The following is a 19,847-nucleotide window of genomic DNA, read 5'->3' on the forward strand; positions in this document are numbered from 1 at the left end:
TTGATCGGAAGAAAAAAGACACTATGGGTATAATGGATAAAAACAATTACGACAATTATAAAAAAGCCGTTACATGTAAATGTAACGGCTTAACTGATATTGCTAACGATTATCTACAAGTTATGCAGATGCTGTTTTCCTTTCTTTCACTTTGGCAATTTTATTGCCAATCATTGGCCAGAATACTACTGCTAGGACCGCGATAAAGATAACTACAGTAATTGGGCGTTGGAAGAACGACAGGAAATCACCATCTGATATTAATAGCTGGCGACGGAAGCTTTCTTCCATCATGTTGCCCAGTACGATACCCAGAATTAGAGAAGCAGAAGAGAACTTATACTTCTTAACAAAGTAACCCAAGATACCGAATGCCAACATAATCCAGATTTGGAATACATCATTGGTTCTCGCGTAAGCGCCGATGATAGAGAACATCACAATCATTGGGGCTATCAAACCGTATGGCAATCTAAGTACTGCTGCGAATGCCTTAACTGCGAAACGGCCACTGAAGAACACCACGATACTTGCAATCAGCATGGAGAAGAAGATGCAGTACAGAAGCAGAGGCTGTTCAGTCATCAGCTGTGGACCAGGTTGCAGGCCTTGTAATACAAGCGCTGCAAGGATGATTGCTGTTGTTGGTGAACCAGGGATACCTAATACCAGAGTTGGAATCATCGCACCACCACCGGCTGCGTTGTTTGCTGTTTCAGGAGCCAGTACACCTTCTTCAGCACCCTTACCAAACCGCTCTTTGTGTTTACTTGAACGAGCTGCTTCGCCGTAACTTACGATAGAAGCAATGGAACCGCCTGTACCTGGTAGGATACCAACACATGTACCAATGATAGCAGACTTGATAACGGTTGCTTTATAAGCGAAAAACTCTTTCAGACTAATACTTTCCAGAGATACTTTACCAGTGTCACCTGTAGTCTTATCGTCACTAGAGGCACGGTTAATGATCTGCTTAAATACTTCTGCCATTGCGAATGAGCCGATCATAATTGGGATGTACTCGATGCCGTTAAGGAACTCAAGCTTACCAAATGTAAGACGAGATACTCCTGTCATTGGATCCATACCAACCATCGCAATGAGAATACCAATAAGTCCTGTTGCCAGAGCTTTTCCAAGGTTTTTTGAGCCTACAGAAGAGATACATGCCATACCAAGAAGGGTTAATGCAAAGTATTCTGCACTTTGGATCTCTAGCGCGATTGTAGACAGGGCTGGTGCAAGAAGAAGCATAACCAGTACTGAGAAAATACCACCGAATGAAGAGCCTGACATAGCAAGGCCGAGAGCTTTACCCGCCTTACCAGCCTGAGACATTGGATAGCCATCAAACGTTGTCGCTACCGATTCAGCTGTGCCGGGGGTATTAAACAGTATCGCTGTAATTGAACCACCGTATGCTGAACCCGCATACAGAGCAACTAGCAGGATAATTGAAGGATAGATACCCATGTAGTATGTAAACGGGATCATCAACACGATACCCATTGAGGAACTGATACCTGGAAGTGTACCGAAGCACACACCCAGACACATTCCGATAATAATTAGTGCAAAGTTAGCGGGTACAAAGATAACTTGTAACGCTTCCAGCAATAACGAAATGTCCATTATTTCACTCCGGATTTATATATTAGTAAAGCAGATAACTAACCGATTCGAAGATACCGATTCCTCGAGGAAGGGGTATACTCAAAACGTTACCAAATACCACTGTAAAGGCGATCGCACCGATGACTGTTGTCAGTGCCATTTTTACTGGTTTTCTTTCATTCAGGATGTACATCACTGAAGGAATAATGATAGCTGTACCGAACCAGAAACCCACGTATCCAATAGCCATTACAAATACAACGATAACAGCTAGGATTGCCAGGAAGCCTGGATCAAGCTCTTTGATTCTTTCTTTTTCGCCAGTCTTTTCAGTCTGACTGACTTTATAAGCTTTAAATGCCTTATAAAGTGAAGGAATCAAAAGTAGAACTGCCAGGATAATTACGGCCTGTGGGAAGCCTGCAGGACCAATTGGGTCCGTCATTCGAGCCGTATTGATATCCATCGATTCGTTAAAAAATAAACCCATTACCGCTAACAGGAATATATGAAAGATTATTTCACCCATTTGGATAAACCTCGTTTATTTAAGTCCAACTTTCTTCGCTACAGCATCAAACTTCTTGTATTCAGATTCCCACTGCTTGTAAAAGCCTTCTGCATCAAGATAGCCAGGGCGGATATTTACTAAATTCAGCTCAGCAAAATCTTTGTATTCCTGGGTGTCATAAGCCGCTTGCATTTTGTCAATGAGATACTTTTTAACTTCAGGTGAAGTACCTTTCTTAACTACAAAACCACGCCATGACCCGATAGTTACGTCATAACCAAGTTCTTTAGTAGTAGGTACATCTTTGAATGTATCGATTTGAGTGATGCGCTTCTCGTTCAACACAACAACAGGCTTCACTTTGCCATCTTTAATGTAGTTAACAGCTGATACAATCTTATCCAGGTAGATATCGACTTCACCACCAAGCACCGCTGCTTTAACTTCAGAACCAGATTTATAAGGAATAAACTTAATCTGTACACCGGTTTGGTCTGCCAGAGCATTAAGAGTTAAGTCATCTAAACCTCCAGGGCTTACACCACCAAATGTGACAGGGTTATTTTGGCCATATTTAACCAAGTCTTCAAAAGAGGAAAATGGACTGCCTTCTGGTAGACACAGAACATAGATATCTGACTGAATACGGGCAAGAGGTTCAAAGTCACGCATAAACTTGACGGCGCTACTTACTCCTAGAGCATCGGCAATGATCATTGATGGAGTAACTTCAAGGATGGTGTATCCATCGTTTGGTTTCTGTGCGGCGTAAACCATACCAACAAGGCCACTACTTCCTTTTTTATTAATGGCCTGAATCGGTTGGGACATATCATTAGCCATCAGAGTGGAAAATTTGCGTGCAAAAGTGTCACTGGCTCCACCTTCACCGAAAGGAATAATCATTTCAATAGGTTTTGTAGGGTATGCTGCAGTATCTTCTGCTTTATTTTCTGGTCCGCAGCCTGCAAGTACTAATGCAGCTGCCACACTTGATAAGGCAATTATTTTGTTCATATATTACATCCTCAAATAAATGGATTTTAAACGGATTCAAACTATGAATCTGGAGGTAATAATATCTATCTATTGAGATAAGGAGTGTGACGATGGCAGATATAGAAACGGAACATAATAGACAGTATGGGGTTTATGGACAAAAGTATCAACTCTCCCCATTATTCCAAATAACCCATTGTTTAATATGGATTTACCAGTCAAGCAAACCTTCATTATTTAATAACAACCCCTTAACAAGGAGCAATTAAAATCAAATATAACAACATTATGTGTGGTGTAAGTTTAAAAAACGAGAAATTTATGTATACTCAAGCTGAAGGTTATTATTAAAGGTGAGAACGCTTTGAAACCAATGTCTTTTTTTCACAAAATTTTATTTATGATGTTGTTTGCAGTATTTTGTGTTGTGCTTTCTTTTGAGTTTATTCTTTATGAAAATATTAACTCAGTGCGAGTGGATAGTATGAAATCTCTCGCCTTAACTCAGGCTAAGTTGATTGCCTCTAATCAGAACCTGAAATATGCAATTTATAATGAAGATAACATCATGATTAATCGGTTAATGGAGAATTATGATCCACCTGAAAATATCGACTATGTATCGATTTCTAATAGTAATCAGATTCGTCTTTTTCACAGTGAAGGGAGAGGTATTGGTCAGTCTTTAGTAAATGTTGATTTTGATAAAATTCAGGCAGGTAATGATGTTACTTCCGTTAGCACTGGCATAGAAAATAAGTTACTTATTAAAGCTCGAGTTCCTGTGTTTTATAATGGGACATTTTTTGGAATTGTTTCGGTCGGTATTAATTATGATGATGCCATTAGTGAACTTTCGCAGCGATACTGGTTTATCTTGTTCCTTTCGCTAATACTGCTATTAGCATTTGCTATTTTTAGTCAGAAACTTGTTAGCTATATTCGAAAAAAAATGCATCATCAGAGTCCTCAAGAGATTGAAATGGCATTAAAATTAAGACAGGGAATTCTAAATACCGTTTTTGAAGGGGTTGTCTCTGTAGACAAAGATAATCGGTTTCTTGTTATCAATGACTCTGGTTTACGTGATTTACATATATTAGATCCCCGAGAGAAAGTGCATGGTTCTTATATATCTGAATATATTTACCCTACTGATTTTTTTGATATATCAAATAAAGATGAAGTTACCAATCAGATTATAACGTGTAACGGTGAGGCTCTCATTGCAAATCGGAAATTTATGTACAATACTCAAGGTAATAAAACTGGAGCAGTAATTAGCTTTAGGATTAAAAGGGAAATAGAAGAATTAGAACAAACTATAAATGCAGCTAATAATGATAAAGAAAATTTACGAGCTATAATTCATGAGTTTAACAATCAAATGTCCATAATTTATGGACTTCTTCAGATGGAACAGTATAAGAAGGCAATGAACTTTATTCGTTCCGAACATAAAAGCAAACAAAGTGATATTTATCATATTTCTAAAGCTTTTCAGATATCTACACTTGTAGCGCTCATACTGAGTAAGGTTTCAAGAGCTAAGGAACTAGGTATTACACTCGAGGTGGACCCTCTCAGTTGTATCCATTCAGACTGCCTCCCCATTAACGAAAATGAATTAAATTGTATTGTAGGTAACCTATTAAACAATGCATTTGAATCTATTGTTGCATCAGAACCTGAAGATAGGTTAGTAAGATTGTATATTCATCAGGGAAATGACTTGATTATAGAAGTAGAAGACAGCGGTAGCGGTATCAATGAATCTGATATTGGAAAAATATTTCATCGAAAATATACTAATAAGGAAGGACCAAACCACGGAATTGGTTTGAATTTAATTAATAATATTGTTTCTAGTGCTGATGGGACAATTATTGTTGAAGGTTCAGAACTAGGTGGAGCTTTATTTAATATTTATATGCCTATCTCTGACAAAAAGAATGAAAATACAACTAATGAGTAACTATGCACCCTGCATCTACCTTGTCTAAGAGTGATAGTATAATTCTGATGCGTTTTAATTATGGTCATTAAACCCATACTGTTTTTTTTATTGGGTAACCATGCGGCCATTTGTCACGTTTCTGTCGTTATAAAATGATGACAATAATGTCGTTCATTATGACAGGAATAGTAATTATGGAAGCAATTTATAAGCAATATCTAGATAAGTGTGAAGAACGTGCAGCAATGGGCGTGAATAAGCCATCTCTAACTAGTGAAGAGGTTGATGCATGTTTTACATTACTTGAAACTAAATCGGATGCTTCTCTGGTGGAAGCACTTGTCGAACTAATTACGTATCAGACACCTGCGGGAGTAGATGATGCTGCTTTTGTTAAAGCTGATAAGCTATTTTCTATCGCGCAAAAAGAAATAAAGGTAAATGGAATTAATCCAGTAGAAGCAACCAAGCTACTAGGGAGTATGGTTGGCGGATACTGTGTTGATAAGCTAATTGCATTACTTGAAGATGACGAGCTCGCACAGACTGCTGCTGATGAATTGAAAAGCATTATCTTAGTTTATGAAAAAGCCGATGATATCATTGCAAAAGCACAAGCAGGTAATAAATATGCAGCGGAGGTTGTAGATAGTTGGGCAAACGAAGAATGGTTTGCTGATCGACCTGCTGTTGCTGAGCGTCTGACGATGACAGTATTTAAAGTTGCTGGTGAGAGTACAACGGATGATTTCTCACCGGCGCCTGATGCTTGGTCACGGCCTGATATTCCTCTGCATGCAAGGAGTATGTATAAAAACCCGCGAGAAGGCGTGCAACCGGATGAAGTGGGAGTAACTGGTCCGGTATCTCAGATTGAAGAACTGAAGGCAAAAGGAAACCCTATCTGCTTTGTTGGTGATGTTGTTGGGACTGGTTCATCTCGTAAATCAGCCGCTAATTCGCTTATTTGGTATATTGGCGAGAAAATTCCATTTGTTCCAAATAAAAAAGCAGGTGGCGTGGTACTTGGTGGAAAAATAGCACCAATCTTTTTTAATACGTTAGAGGATTCGGGTAGTCTGCCAATCGAAGTCGACGTAACACAGCTTGAAACGGGCGATGTAATCGATATTTATCCGTATGAAGGTGTAATTCGTAAGAACGGTACAGATGTAGAAATTACAAAATTTACCCTAAAGCATGATTCTATTCTCGACCAGGTTCGCGCTGGTGGTCGGGTTCCTTATTTGATAGGACAATCTTTGACAAACCGCGTGCGTACCGCTCTTGACTTTCCACAAAAGGAGACAAGCAAAGAGCCAGCAAAAGGCCCGTTCACACTGGCACAAAAAATGGTAGGTAAAGCATGCGGTGTTGAGGGAATAAAACCAGGCATGTTCTGTACACCAAAGGTAACCACCGTTGGTTCGCAGGATACCACTGGTGGTATGACACGCGATGAGATTAAAGATCTGGCTTGTACAAAATTCAGTGCAGAGTTGGTGATGCAGTCTTTCTGTCACACATCTGCTTACCCTCGAGTTACCGACAGTAAATTGCATGAAACATTACCAGATTTCTTCCATACCCGCGGCGGTGTTGCACTTCGACCTGGTGATGGTGTCATACACTCATGGCTAAATCGTATGTTGGTACCAGATACTCTGGGAACTGGGGGAGATAGTCATACTCGTTTCCCTGTGGGGATTTCATTCCCTGCCGGATCTGGGATGGTAGCTTATGCAGCAACGACAGGAACCATGCCAATAGATATGCCAGAATCAGTGCTGGTTAAGTTTACTGGTGAGATGCAACCGGGTATTACTTTGCGTGATTTGGTTCATGCTATTCCTTATACAGCCATTCAAAAAGGTCTGTTAACACTGGAGAAAGCAAATAAAACTAACGTCTTTTCTGGCCGTATTATCGAAATCCAGGGGCTTGAACACTTAAGTGCAGATGAGGCGTTTGAATTCACAGATGCTTCTGCTGAGCGTTCTTCTTCTGCTTGTACCATCGCTCTTTCAGAAGACAAGGTGGTTGAGAATATGAAATCAAATATCACTCTACTGAACTGGATGGTAGAAAATGAGTATGGTGATCTTACTGCTCTGCAAAACCGAGTAGATGCTATTCAGACTTGGTTGGAAAACCCGGTATTGATTAAGGCGGATGAAGGTGCTGAATATGCAGAGGTCATTGAAATTGATCTGAATGAAATAAAAGAACCCATTCTTTGCTGCCCTAATGACCCGGATGATGCAAGACTTCTTTCAGACGTTGCCGGAACAAATGTTGAGGAAGTGTTTATCGGTTCATGTATGACTCATGTCGGTCACTTCCGTGCAACTGCACAACTGCTATCTGAACAGAACCAAATGGCTAAATCTAAGTTATGGCTGGCACCACCAACCAAGATGGATGATATTAAGCTTCGTCGTGAAGGCTGCTTCAATACTTTTGTTCGGTTCGGAGGTCGTGTAGAAGAGCCGGGTTGTTCCCTATGCATGGGTAATCAGGCACAAGCTATGGAAGGTACAACTGTGGTTTCAACGTCTACTCGTAACTTCCCGAACCGTATGGGGACAAACACTAACGTGTTCCTTGCTTCTGCTGAATTAGCAGCGGTTACCGCAATTACTGGCTGCTTACCAACCGTTGATGAGTATAAGGAAGTTGTCGCTGGACTCGAAGTAAATAAAGATAAAATCTATAATTATCTAGCATTCGATAAGGATCCAATCTACAACAGAGAATTAAACCTGCTCACCGTATAATTAAATATTGGCACCCTAGTTAAACAGAGGCAGATTACATAGGTTTGATTGTGATATCGTTGTAACTTTTTCAATCGGCAGAAGTAAAAGGACAAAGATCATATAAAACTTTAAAGTTTGTCTATTGTTTACTGGGGTCATAAATACCATATAGTATTTACCTTAATTAAAGGCGTTGCGTATTTTCGTAATTTTCTGGTATCCGTGTTAAAAATTATCGGTGTAAGAAACATCTTCACAACAATATAAGCGTTCGAGTGTTTGGAATATTATTTCATATGTTGAATTAATATTTAATAAAGTTAACGAAATAACCTTGATAAAAGGTCTTAAGTTAAAAACCCATAAGGCTTAATTATATATGTCATTAACTAAAAAGATCTTGGTGATCTGTTTTATATTTGTTTCTATATTAACGATAGTGCAAGTTGGAATATCTACTTACAGTATTCAGGAACAGATTATTGAAAATGTTACATCTTCAAATAGTCTATATGGTAAACGCAATGCTGAAGCAATTGGAGAGTGGATCAATCATAAGGTTAACACATTGGAGGCATTTGTTGAGGTACTGAACAGAACAGAAGATTATGGCGAAATAAGCAGTGAAATTACAACTATTACTCAAGCTGGTGAATTTGGCTCAGTACTGTTTAGTACTACTGATGGCGATACATATAGACAAAATGGTTTAAATACCAAGCCAGATTATGACCCTATAGTTCGTCCTTGGTATAAAAATGCACTTATGCTTGATAACGTCTATCTAAGTCAACCCTATATTGGAGCATCTAGCGGTAAGCTCATCACTACGATTTCAAAAAAAATCAAAAGAGAGAATGAAGTTAGTGGAGTTGCAATGGCTTCTATACCACTAGAAAAGATCAATAATGATATTCTTTCTATGACAGTTCCAGGCCAAGGTATTGCTTTGTTATTTTCAGAAAATGGAACGGTCATATCCCAGTCTGATAATTCTCATAAAAATAATCTATTTCCTGGACTTACTAGAGGTGTGTCTGTTTCAAAATTAATTGGACAGGCTGATAAAGATGAATTGATACCTATAGAAGTTAATAATGTAGAGTATTTGGGCACAGTTTCATTCATACCAGGCACAAACTGGTATCTGATGATGATGAGTCAGAAGTCACTATTATTAGAACCAGTTAAAACATTACTAACTTATCAAGTGATTACTGCTTTAATAATGATATTACTATCTTTTTTTATATTAAATCCTATTCTAAGTTATTTATTATCTAATTTGAGGAAAGTAGCGTCTGCATTAAGTGATATTTCACGTGGAGAAGGAGATTTAACTGTTTATATTGAGTCAAAGAATCAAGATGAAGTCGGTAAGCTTGCTGATAGTTTTAATCTATTTGTAGAAAAACTACGCAGTATAATGTCAGCAATAAATCAGCTTTCTTCCGAAGTACAGCAACAATCTAGACTTATCTCTGCCTCGTCGGGTGAAAGGAAAATTAAAGTAGGTAACCAGCAAGCAGAAGTTACTATGGTAGCAACGGCAATGACAGAGATGGCTTCAACAACAGAAAATATTGCAGATAATGCAGAATTAACTGCAGATAGCATGCTTCAGATGACCAATATTAGTCAAAAAGCCAATAATTTAGTGCATAAAAGCCAGACATCAATTAGTGAACTATCGGAAAAAGTACAAAACGCAGGTTCAGTGATTGATGAGCTTCATCAACAAGGTGAGCAGATCACATTAATTGTTTCTGCAATCGATGATATAGCTGAACAGACTAACTTGCTGGCTTTGAACGCAGCGATTGAAGCAGCCCGAGCGGGTGAACAAGGAAGGGGTTTTGCTGTCGTTGCTGATGAAGTAAGAAGTTTATCTCTGAAAACTCGAAATTCCACAGAAGAAATTAGTCTCATGATCCGTCGACTACAGGAAACAGCGACAAAAGCGGTAAACGGAATGAATCATTGTCATGAGTTAGCAGATCAAAGTGTGAAAAATACTAGTGATGCTGTGGATAGCTTTTCCAATATTCGTAATTCTACAGTAGAAATAAATAATATGGTTACTCATATTGCTACGGCAGCTGAACAGCAGGCTGCTGTAAGTCGTGAAATTAATAGCAATACAGAGTTAATTAAGCTTATTTCAGATCAGCTTAATCAAGAAGCATGCGAAGGAGTAGATCAGTCAACGAAACTAAATAAGCTTGCAGAAGAACTGACTGAACAAGTCCATAAATTTAAAATGTAGTTATCTATTGTATTAGCTGAACAGTGCCTTCATGGCGATTATTTCACGCCATGGATACAGAGTTTGTTCTGGAAAGGACCACAGCTTATTTAAACAGTTTTATTACTGTATGAAACTAATGTTGTAGTTACGCTCAAGCACAGGAACTGTGTCAATTTATTAGGGGAGTGGCTTCTCTTTAAGTGCCACAAAAGGTCTGATATTGCTGATCAAATACTGCATCTGGATTGCCCCACGAGGTGCCTGTATAAACGTCACTTTTTAAGTAGTTGAGATAGTTGTCAATTTGTTGCTGAATATCTTGCTGCCCGCTTTCGGCGGAGGCAATTAACATTTCGATTTCGTGGTTGCGGGGGATGGCTTTGGGGTTCGTGGTACTCATCAGCATCAAAGCCTGCTCGTGATTAATTGCCCGTTGCCATTGTTCTGACCAGGCAAGTAATTCACCCGGTAATTGCGGGTTTTCGCCGTTAAGTGTTTGATAGAGCAGATTAAAGATTTGGTTGTAATCCCAAGCATGAGTGCGCAATAATGCAAAAAACTCGGCAATCAAAGGGTGTTTGTTCCGCTCAAATCCCAGTTTATTGGCACACATATGATCGTAGGCTTGCTGGAATGCGGCGGAGAAGTTCTCCACTTCTTGAGTCAGTAACGCAATGGCCTCTTGTTCACTTCCTGGTATCAGAGGAATAAGGGTTTCGGCAAAACGAGCCAGGTTCCATTGCATGATCAATTTTTGGTTACCAAAGGCGTAGCGTCCTTGATGATCGATGGAACTATAAACCTGCTCCAGCTTGTATTCACCCAGCATGGCGCAGGGCCCGAAGTCAAATGTTTCTCCGCTCAAGGCGATGTTATCGGTATTCATAACGCCATGAATAAAACCAACCCGATACCAGTGTACTAAGGTATTAATCTGATTGTGTTGAACGGTGCGGTACAGGAGCAGATAGGGGTTGGCTGCATTAATTGCCTCAGGGCAGAGTTGATCTATGGCAAAATCAGCCATTTCTTTGATGACGCCCAGAGCAGAAGCATATTGAAAACTACCAATCCGTAGATGGCTACGGCCGATGCGACTGACAACTGACCCCGCTTGGGGTTGTTGCCGATACACGGTTTCTCCTGTTGTGGTCACAGCTAGAGTGCGCATGGTCGGAACCCCGAGAATGTGCATCGCTTCACTCATAATGTATTCGCGCGCAGCTGGACCAAGTGCGCAACGGCCATCACCATCACGGGAATATTTTGTTAATCCAGAGCCTTTCAACTGCCAGTCAAAGCCGTTAATGGGCGCGACCATCTCCCAACTGTGGATTGTAATAGCCAAACTGATGGCCAGAATAACCAAGCGCCAGACTTAATTCAGGTGCTATCAGCCGGTTCCCAGAGAAATATTCTGCGGCATTTTTCCCCAGTAGTTGCTGTGGAAGATCCAGTTGTAATGCCAATTTCTGATTAAATAGCAAAAGGCTAGGATCTTTGACTTCGCTTGGTTTAATGGTTTGATATAAAGAGTCAGGTAAGGTCAAATACAGTTGCTGCATAGGGTTTACTCAAATTAATTAGACTATAGACGAATAAAAACAAAGTGTTTAGTTTCAACTTTAGTTGTCGTATGTCCCGAATTCTCACTACATGCCAAGATAGAGCATTTTTTAAGAAGACTTAGACTTCACTGAATCAACATCGCCCTGATGGCTCTGTAACACCACGATCAATAATCCCCCGAGTACAAAGCCAGTTGCAACCACCAGCCGTACACTCAATGTTTCATTACTAAACAATACGCCGCCTAGCGAGGCGATAATAGGAACCAATAATTGTACAGCACCGATGGTTGAGGTTTTTAAACCTTTTATAGCATGATACCAAATCGCGTAACCAATACCTGATGCCAACGCGCCTGACAACAAGGCGTAGACAACGCCGGTCAGACTGTAGTAGCGATCACCATAATCAATCAACATCCACAACATGATTAGAGGGGAAGCTAGTACAAAGTTGATAGCAGTATCACGTAGTGGTAATTGCGAACCATACCCAACAAGAGTGTATCCCGCCCAAGCAAGCCCTGCTATCACCATTAAAGCAGCACCTTGTGCCGAGGGAGTGCTCAGTGATGGCAACACCAAATAAACGAGACCCGTGAAGCAAACTAACACACCACAAATTTCTGTAAAAGCCAGCCTTTTTCCTGAACGCCAGCTATCTAGAACCAAAACGAGTTGGACTACACCAAACAGAATTAAAGCGCCTGAACCGGTATCGAGCGATAGATATGCGTACGAAAAACTTAAGGCATAAGTAAACAGTAAAGTTGATGCCAGCCAATTTGAGCGGAAACCTGACTTACTGTCCATAGCTCTGCACTCTCTTACCCGCCACAATAGCATTAACACTACTGCACCAGCGATTATTCTTAGTACGGTAAAACTCCCTGCATCTATCTCTCTTTCAGCTAATGCTAAACGGCAAAGTACCGAATTTCCGGCAAACGCCAACAGTGCTGTTGCTGTAGCGATCACAGTCGACGCTTTTTTTTGATTGAACATTTTCATCCTATAGCATGCGTTTTATACACAACGCCAAGTATGTTGTGCAGGCATAACGCTCTCCCTGCTATTCCTGTTTTAATTGCCAGAACTACTTCCACGTGTATTTTTCGAATACTTTATCAACCGGTGTTTTAGCAAGGTGGTTGGTATAGTTGCTCATTAGTTTTTGCGCTTGACCCAATACTATTTCTAGCAACTGCCGTTCAGTATAGCCTTCTGCAAAAAAACGCCCAACTTGCTTTTGTGCCAGGTTGCTCCGATTTCGTGTCATAGCCAGTGTCGTATCATGTAATACTTGTAACTTTTATGTAGGCATCGGTTCGCGATTACGCAGGGCTTCGGTTAAAGCTGGAGACACTTTCATCATATCAGCAATGCCTGTATGAGCTGGAACGCAGTAGTGACACTCATGCTCAACGTTAATTGTGCAAGTCTGGGTCTGTTAGGTGATATTAACATCGGTGAACCCGAGGCCATTATAGGATTTGCCGGGCGTTGTGTTATTGAGCAAACGGTGCGCGAAAACTTACCTGAAGGTTTTCAGAGAAGTGAGTTCCTTTTAGAGCACGGTGCTATAGATATGATGGTGGACAGGCGTGACATGCGTAAACGAATTGGGGGGACTAAATGGCTAAATTAACTAATACCACTATTTCACCAGAAACGTAGTTACCGATCTCGTCACTAAGCTGCTCTATAAATATCACTATAAAAGCGATGGTTACCAGATATTTGAGTGGTCTGCATATTCTTGGCACAATAGCTTACCTTTTCCTGCATAAGACAGATCATGCGAATTCTTCACACCTCTGACTGGCATCTGGGCCAGAATTTTTTTACTAAAAGCCGCAAAGATGAGCATCAGGCATTCATCCGCTGGCTGTTAGAACTGGTCAAAACCGAAAAAATCGATGCAGTGATCATTGCCGGTGATGTGTTTGATACCGGTACGCCACCCAGCTATGCCCGCGAAATGTATAACCAGTTTGTGGTGGATATAAGCCGGACTAGCTGTCAGTTAGTGATTCTGGGTGGAAATCATGATTCGGTTTCCACGCTCAATGAATCCCGCCAGTTGCTTTCTTGTCTGAATACACGGGTTATTGCCAGCACCAGTGGTGAGCTTGATCAGCAGCTTATTGAGCTGAAGAATCACGAAGGTCAGGTCGGTGCCTTACTGTGTGCCGTGCCGTTTATTCGTGCCCGGGATGTGATGCAAAGTGCGGCCGGAGAATCGGGAAGAGACAAACAGAAGCAACTGGGTGAGCTGATAAAAGACCATTACCGGGCGCTTTATCAGAAAGCGATCGACCACCGGGAGAGCCATAACCTTCAGGTACCTATTATTACCACTGGTCACCTGACCGCTCTGGGGGTAACAAAAACCGATTCCGAACGGGACATTTATATCGGCTCTCTGGATGCCTTTGCCGCCGACGGCTTCCCTCCCGCCGATTATATTGCGCTGGGGCATATTCACCGCCCGCAGATTGTCGCCAAATCAGAACATATTCGTTACAGCGGCTCGCCCATCCCACTCAGTTTTGATGAGCTGAAGTGGAAAAAACAGGTGGTCATGGTTGAATTTTCTGACAATGAGCAAAGGCAGATCACTTCGGTGGAGGTACCTATGTTCCGCCAGATGGAGGTGCTGCGAGGCGATCTGGCTGAGATTGAGTCTTTGCTGAGTCAGTACCCGCCGGCTCAGGAAGAGGACGAACCGGTCTGGCTGTTTATCGAAGTTGAAGTGCAGGACTATTTGTCCGACTTGCAGTTGCGTATTCAGGCGATGACGGAAGGCCTGAATGTGGAAGTGATCCGTTTAAAGCGTAAAAAAGGTGAGCGGCGTGACAACCTGACCCGGGAAGCCACAGAAACGCTGGCCGAGCTGACGCCTTATGACGTCTTTGATAAGCGGCTGGAGAAAGAGCAGTTTGAAGGAGAAGACGAACAGAAAAGGCTGACACGTCTGAAACAGAAATTCAGCGAAATTGTACTGGAAGTTGAGCATAAGGAAGACGGTGAATGAAGATCCTGACGTTACGGTTTAAAAACCTCAACTCCCTGAAAGGGGAGTGGTATATCGATTTTACCCAATCGCCGTTTTCAGACACGGGTCTGTTTGCCATTACCGGGCCTACGGGAGCCGGGAAAACCACCATTCTCGATGCCATCTGTGTGGCGCTTTACCACAAAACGCCAAGGCTGGGGAATATCTCTGCGTCCAGTAATGAACTGATGACTCGCGGCACGGCTGAATGTAAGGCCGAGGTCGAATTTGAGGTAAAAGGCAAGGCATACCGGGCATTCTGGAACATGCGCCGCTCGCGTGGCAAGGTTGATGGTAACCTGCAGCCACCCCAGGCGGAGCTTGCGGAAGTCGCCTCTGGTACCGTGCTGGCAAATCAGGTGACGAAAAAACTGGAACTGGTGGAATCCGTAACCGGGCTGGATTTCGGTCGCTTTACTAAATCTATGCTGCTGTCGCAGGGACAATTTGCCGCATTTCTGAATGCCCGGGAAGCTGAGCGGGCAGAGCTGCTGGAAGAGCTGACCGGAACGGAAATTTACGGACAGATCTCAGCAAAAGTGCATGAGCACTATACTCAGGCAAAACAGACCATGGCCGAGCTGGAGGCCAGAGCTCAGGGTGTTCAGCTACTGAGTGAGGAAGAATGCCAGACTCTGGAACGAGAACAGGCGGCACTGGTCGAGGAGCAGAAGCTGCAGAAAACGGCATTAAACGAACTGGATGCCGGGCTGCGCTGGTGGAATGATCTGGAGAAAGTCCGGAAAAATAAACAGGAAGCGGAACAGGCATTCACCCTGGCTCAGGAGGCTGTCGCAGCTTCGGCAAAAGAGCTGGATAAACTTGCCCGTAGTGAACCCGCGGAGGCCATACGTGTACCGTATCTGTTGATGAATGAAGCGAGTGCTTACTGTCGTCAGACGGAAGAAAACCTAAAGCAAAAGTCTCAGGCTGGTGAAGAAGCGGAGCAAGCGTATCAGAATGCGGAAGCCCGGTTACGGGAAAAAAACGAACATCTGGAGCAGGCCAAACAGGCCAGCCGGGCTCTGGAAAAGCTTCTTAATGAGCAGGTGATTCCGCTGGATCAAACCATCCGGGCAGAAACAGATAAAAAGACCGAACTGGCGCGGCGTCAGCAGCAGTTGAAGTCTGATCTGGACAAGCAAAAGCACGCCCTGTCTGAGCAGCAGCAGTATGCCGCAACAACGGAACACTCTCTGCAACAAATCAGTCAATACCTTAACGAGCATCAGGCGGATGCCAGCCTGGAGCAATATCTCGGCCTCTGGAATGCGCAATATGAGCGTATAGAGACGCAACAGAAAGCGGCTCAGGAACTGTCCGCTCAGACAGAAGCCGATGCCGCACAGCTAAAGCAGAAAGAGCAGCAATATGCCGCTGATCAGCAGAAGCTTAAACTGGAGTCTGACAGCCTCGCTAAGTTGCAGAAAACCTATACAGACACGGACAGTGAGAGAGAACAGTTTCTGACCGAGCGGGCTGTTGAAGAGGATATTCATCAGCTTGAAAATCAGCTGCAACAGCGAAATCAGACCATGGCAACCCTGTCTGCATTGCAAATGGTACAGAACCAGTGGCTCAGCTTTCAGAATGAAAAGCAGGAAAAGGATCAGCAGATACCGGCTCTGTTACAGGAAAAGGAGAAACTGGAGCAGGACAGGCTGCAATTGCGTCAGCGCTATGCCACGCAGAATGAGCTGGTCAAGGCTCTGGATAAGCTGATTGGTCAGGAAGAACGCCTGGCTGAATACCGTAGTCAGCTTGTGCCTGGAAAGCCATGTCCGCTTTGTGGTGGGGCTGAACACCCGTATGCGGAGCAGAATGAAACGGTCAGTATTTCTGAAACTCAACAGCAAAAGCAGGACGCTGAGAAAGAGCGGGACCATATAAAGGAGCAGGGAGATAAGCTTAATCTGGATATTGGCTCTCTGGAGCGCCGCATCGGTGATGAGCAAAAACGCCGGCAGCACATTGCTCAGGAGCAAAACAGGCTGGAGGAAAGCTGGGCGGAGCATGCGGGTAAGACGGACTACACCGCTCCCGTTAAAGATGCGGACACGCTGAAATCGCTGGCGGTTGAAACCGAAAAACAGAGCGAAACCCTGTACAAAACGATTCATGAGTACCGCAGGCTGAACCAGCGTCTGGCCGAGGCCAAAGAGTCGCTGGATGCCATACAACTGCGCCATCATCAGGCCGAGTCCCGACTGACATTGCTCGGGCAGCAACTGGAACACATTCGTGGCAATCTGGACAAGAAGCAGGGACAGCACAGCAAGTCACTCAGCGAAATAGACGGTCTGTCTGCAGGACTGATTGATCAGATCCGTGAAAAAGGGTTTGAGCCTCCGGAGCGGGCATCGCTGCCTGTCTGGCTGCAGGGAAAACAGGCGGATGCCACCGCCTGGAAAGAGGCGATTAAGACGCGGGACCAGCATAAGAGCGAGCTGGCCGTAAGTCAGGCGAATATAGAAACCGGCGAGAAGCTGGTATCGGAAGCAAGGCAGCGTCTGGCGGCGCTGGAGCAGGACCTGGAACAGCAGGGTAAACGACTGCAGGTGCTTGAACAGGAAAGATATTCTCTGTTTGGGGATAAGCGCGTGGATCAGGAAAGGCAGACCGCTCAGGAACGCTGGAATGTGGCTGAAAAGACACACCAGCATCAGCAGCAAAAGACGGCGGAGCTGCAAAAAAGCCTGCAGTCTCTGAAAGGGGAGATAGCGAATTTGCAGGCCTCTTATGAACAAGCGCAGCAGAATCAGAAATCCCGCATTCATGAGTGGGAAACCTTACTGAAGGAGAGTCAGTTCGATTCGACTCAGGCGTTTGAATCCGCCTTGTTGGAGAAAGAAGAGCGGCAAAGGCTGGTGGCGCTGAAAGACGCACTGGAGAGTGAGCGGAGCAAAACGAAGACGCTGGTGGATGCGGCGGTACAAACCGAACAGCAGCTACTGACCGATGATGTGACGCAGGGGTATCAACAGACTCCGAAAGCGGAGTTTGAACAACAGGTCCAGGCCCTGCAGATAACTATGGAAGCGCGAACGAAGCGGCAGGGTGAAGTGGCGAATGAGCTGCAGTCAGACGCTAATCGCCGTAAGAGCCAGCAGGCCCTGTTCAAAGAGATCGATGCCTATCGCAGTGTGCACGATGATATTCAGTATCTGCATTCTCTGATCGGCTCACAAAGCGGGGATAAATTCCGCAAATTCGCTCAGGGACTGACGCTGGATAATCTGGTGTATCTGGCGAATAAACAGCTTCAGCGCTTACATGGACGCTATGAGCTGCAACGAAAAGAGAGTGAGGGGCTGGAGCTGTCGGTGGTGGATACCTGGCAGGGCGATGTCGTCCGGGACACCAAAACATTGTCTGGCGGGGAGAGCTTTCTGGTCAGTCTTGCTCTGGCACTGGGCTTGTCCGATCTGGTCAGTCACAAAACCAGTATTGATTCTCTGTTTCTGGATGAAGGGTTCGGCACGCTGGATGCGGAAACACTGGACATGGCGCTGGACGCACTGGACAGCCTGAATGCCTCCGGCAAGATGATCGGCGTGATCAGCCATGTGGAAGCCATGAAAGAGCGCATTCCGGTCCAGATTAAGGTTCAGAAACAGAGTGGGCTGGGGGTGAGCGAATTAGAAAGCGGGTACAGAGCAGGCCAGGGTTAAGTGTGATGTAAGGCCTTTCCCTGAATAAGATGCTCGACCAGTTTATTGGAGTGTTTGTTCTCGTACATGGCCTGATCCGCTTCATTGATGATCATATCGAATGATTCGGTTTGCGGGTCTCCGATATAAACACCGATGCTGACATCAATATGGAAGGAATGCTGGCCGATTTTGATCTCTTCTCTGGTGACCGCTTCCAGTCGGTTACAGAGGATATCAATATCTTTAATATTGGCCGGTTTCTCCAGCATGATGACAAACTCGTCCCCACCGAAACGGGCGATAATATCCGCTTTTTTGACGCTGGATTTGAGTCTCTGGGCAACCACTGTCAGTACCTTGTCTCCGACAGTGTGCCCGTAATTATCGTTCACAGCCTTAAACTTATTCAGATCCAGAAACAGACAGCAGATCTGATCAACTTTTTTGGCCAGCTTCATGTATTCCTCAATCAGGCCACTGCGGTTGAGTAGTGGCGTCAGTACGTCATAATTGGATTTTTCTTTTAGCTCGACGGATTCGGTGATGTTCATCAGGCTGAGTAGCTTCAGTTCATGCGGTATGGTGATCGCATTAGAACAGCAGATCTGAAAGTGCTGGTCACCAACCTGGATTTGTTTATTTTCCAAAGGGTGAGGGATAAAGTTGGTTACCGGAGTTTCGTTTAATTGCATTGCAGACTGATTAAATAATGCTTGTGCGACTTTGTTGGCGTAGATAATCCGGTTTCTTTCGTCCAGCAACAGCACGGCCTGAGGCATGTTTTTTAATAGTCTTTCCAGGTTGGTCTGAAAGTAACTGCTGTTCTTGTTTGCCAGGTGTAACCGGTAAAGAATCAGGCTAAAGTTAATCAGTACCAGAGCAAACACACCAATCTGGGCAATACGTAAGAATTGAGATTTTTGTACAGAGAGCTCTTCCGAACGAACCGTCAGCTCATTCATCTGAAACAGGACCGATTTATTGGTCTGTAGCGCATAGTGTTGCAGAACTGGCTTGAGGATATTAAGTGGATTGGCCTGCAAGCTAGTATAAACAGGAATCCAGAGTTCAAGCGTTTTGGTCAGAATCTGCTGGCTACGCAGATCCTGAATGGCTTTATGTGTGACGGTGGTCCCCGCGGGGGTGGTCAGATTGCCGCCATTTTTCAGTGTATACAGAGTCTGGTTAAATGTTTCGGCGGAGTCTTTAAGTTCTTTTTTTTCGGCTGTCAGTGGTGGTGTTTTAGGTTGTTCGCTCAGTAACAGAAGGTTTTTGGCGATATTCTGTGAAAGCATCCGCTGTCGGCCGGTTACGTTAATGATCAGAGCATCACTTTCCAGATTTTGAGTTAAATTTACGTTTATAAACAGCAGAGTGAAGTCCAGAATAAGGAACGTTGATACCAGTATGAGTATAGGTACCCTGGTCATTTTTCTATGGAACATGGTAAGTACTCCACTCTGACGGACTATCTATA

12 protein-coding genes and 2 pseudogenes are annotated in these 19,847 nt (G+C 43.6%); 6 read left to right on the forward strand and 8 right to left on the reverse strand.

Annotation, left to right across the window (positions count from 1 at the left end; all coding sequences use genetic code 11):
- Positions 1-120: 120 nt before the first annotated feature.
- The 3 genes from DI392_RS14805 to DI392_RS14815 are packed head-to-tail and all read right to left on the reverse strand — an operon-like array spanning position 121 to position 3,145.
- Positions 121-1,635, reverse strand: coding sequence for a tripartite tricarboxylate transporter permease (locus DI392_RS14805; protein WP_109320462.1), 1,515 nt, complete (start codon positions 1,633-1,635; stop codon positions 121-123).
- A gap of 22 nt (positions 1,636-1,657) precedes the next feature.
- Positions 1,658-2,146, reverse strand: coding sequence for a tripartite tricarboxylate transporter TctB family protein (locus DI392_RS14810; RefSeq protein ID WP_109320463.1), 489 nt, complete (start codon positions 2,144-2,146; stop codon positions 1,658-1,660).
- Between the two features lie 15 nt (positions 2,147-2,161).
- Positions 2,162-3,145 carry a Bug family tripartite tricarboxylate transporter substrate binding protein gene (locus tag DI392_RS14815; protein ID WP_109320464.1) on the reverse strand — a complete coding sequence of 328 codons (984 nt, stop codon included), beginning with the start codon at positions 3,143-3,145 and terminating at the stop codon, positions 2,162-2,164.
- 355 nt (positions 3,146-3,500) lie between these two features.
- On the opposite strand from DI392_RS14815, the gene DI392_RS14820 reads away from it, so the two are divergent.
- From DI392_RS14820 to DI392_RS14830, 3 genes are all read left to right on the forward strand, one after another.
- Positions 3,501-5,102, forward strand: a complete 1,602-nt coding sequence (locus DI392_RS14820; protein WP_109320465.1) for a sensor histidine kinase — start codon at positions 3,501-3,503, stop codon at positions 5,100-5,102.
- 185 nt (positions 5,103-5,287) lie between these two features.
- The gene (locus DI392_RS14825; RefSeq protein WP_425445697.1) at positions 5,288-7,861 is read left to right on the forward strand and encodes a bifunctional aconitate hydratase 2/2-methylisocitrate dehydratase; all 2,574 of its coding nucleotides are present in this window, start codon (positions 5,288-5,290) and stop codon (positions 7,859-7,861) included.
- A 361-nt stretch (positions 7,862-8,222) separates the two neighbouring features.
- Positions 8,223-10,109 carry a methyl-accepting chemotaxis protein gene (locus DI392_RS14830; RefSeq protein ID WP_109320466.1) on the forward strand — a complete coding sequence of 629 codons (1,887 nt, stop codon included), beginning with the start codon at positions 8,223-8,225 and terminating at the stop codon, positions 10,107-10,109.
- Between the two features lie 178 nt (positions 10,110-10,287).
- On the opposite strand, the gene DI392_RS14835 is transcribed toward DI392_RS14830, so the two are convergent.
- The 4 genes and pseudogenes from DI392_RS14835 to DI392_RS19800 form a co-directional block, all read right to left on the reverse strand.
- Positions 10,288-11,439 (reverse strand): protein adenylyltransferase SelO family protein, encoded by a 1,152-nt coding sequence (locus tag DI392_RS14835; protein ID WP_181388431.1) that lies wholly within the window; start codon positions 11,437-11,439, stop codon positions 10,288-10,290.
- On the reverse strand, positions 11,396-11,656 hold the full coding sequence (locus tag DI392_RS19940) for a protein adenylyltransferase SelO family protein (protein WP_109320468.1): 261 nt from the start codon (positions 11,654-11,656) through the stop codon (positions 11,396-11,398). The genes DI392_RS14835 and DI392_RS19940 overlap by 44 nt, the downstream gene beginning before the upstream one ends.
- A gap of 111 nt (positions 11,657-11,767) precedes the next feature.
- Complete coding sequence (locus DI392_RS14845) at positions 11,768-12,664, reverse strand: DMT family transporter (RefSeq protein WP_109320469.1); 897 nt, start codon at positions 12,662-12,664, stop codon at positions 11,768-11,770.
- Between the two features lie 91 nt (positions 12,665-12,755).
- Positions 12,756-13,094, reverse strand: a pseudogene (locus tag DI392_RS19800) (carboxymuconolactone decarboxylase family protein); the annotation flags it as partial.
- On the opposite strand from DI392_RS19800, the pseudogene DI392_RS14855 reads away from it, so the two are divergent.
- The 3 genes and pseudogenes from DI392_RS14855 to DI392_RS14865 form a co-directional block, all read left to right on the forward strand.
- Positions 13,095-13,336 (forward strand): annotated as a pseudogene (locus tag DI392_RS14855) (acetyl-CoA carboxylase, carboxyltransferase subunit beta); the annotation flags it as partial.
- A gap of 121 nt (positions 13,337-13,457) precedes the next feature.
- A complete protein-coding gene (gene sbcD / locus DI392_RS14860) occupies positions 13,458-14,696 on the forward strand; it encodes an exonuclease subunit SbcD (RefSeq protein ID WP_109320471.1) in 1,239 nt (412 codons plus the stop codon).
- A complete protein-coding gene (locus DI392_RS14865; protein WP_109320472.1) occupies positions 14,693-18,388 on the forward strand; it encodes an AAA family ATPase in 3,696 nt (1,231 codons plus the stop codon). Before sbcD ends, DI392_RS14865 begins: the two co-directional genes overlap by 4 nt.
- Here the strand turns inward: DI392_RS14865 and DI392_RS14870 are convergent.
- Positions 18,385-19,815, reverse strand: a complete 1,431-nt coding sequence (locus DI392_RS14870; RefSeq protein WP_109320473.1) for a diguanylate cyclase domain-containing protein — start codon at positions 19,813-19,815, stop codon at positions 18,385-18,387. The two genes, DI392_RS14865 and DI392_RS14870, sit on opposite strands and share 4 nt — an antisense overlap.
- Positions 19,816-19,847: the final 32 nt, after the last annotated feature.

The organism is Vibrio albus (genome assembly GCF_003144035.1).
GTDB lineage: Bacteria > Pseudomonadota > Gammaproteobacteria > Enterobacterales > Vibrionaceae > Vibrio > Vibrio albus.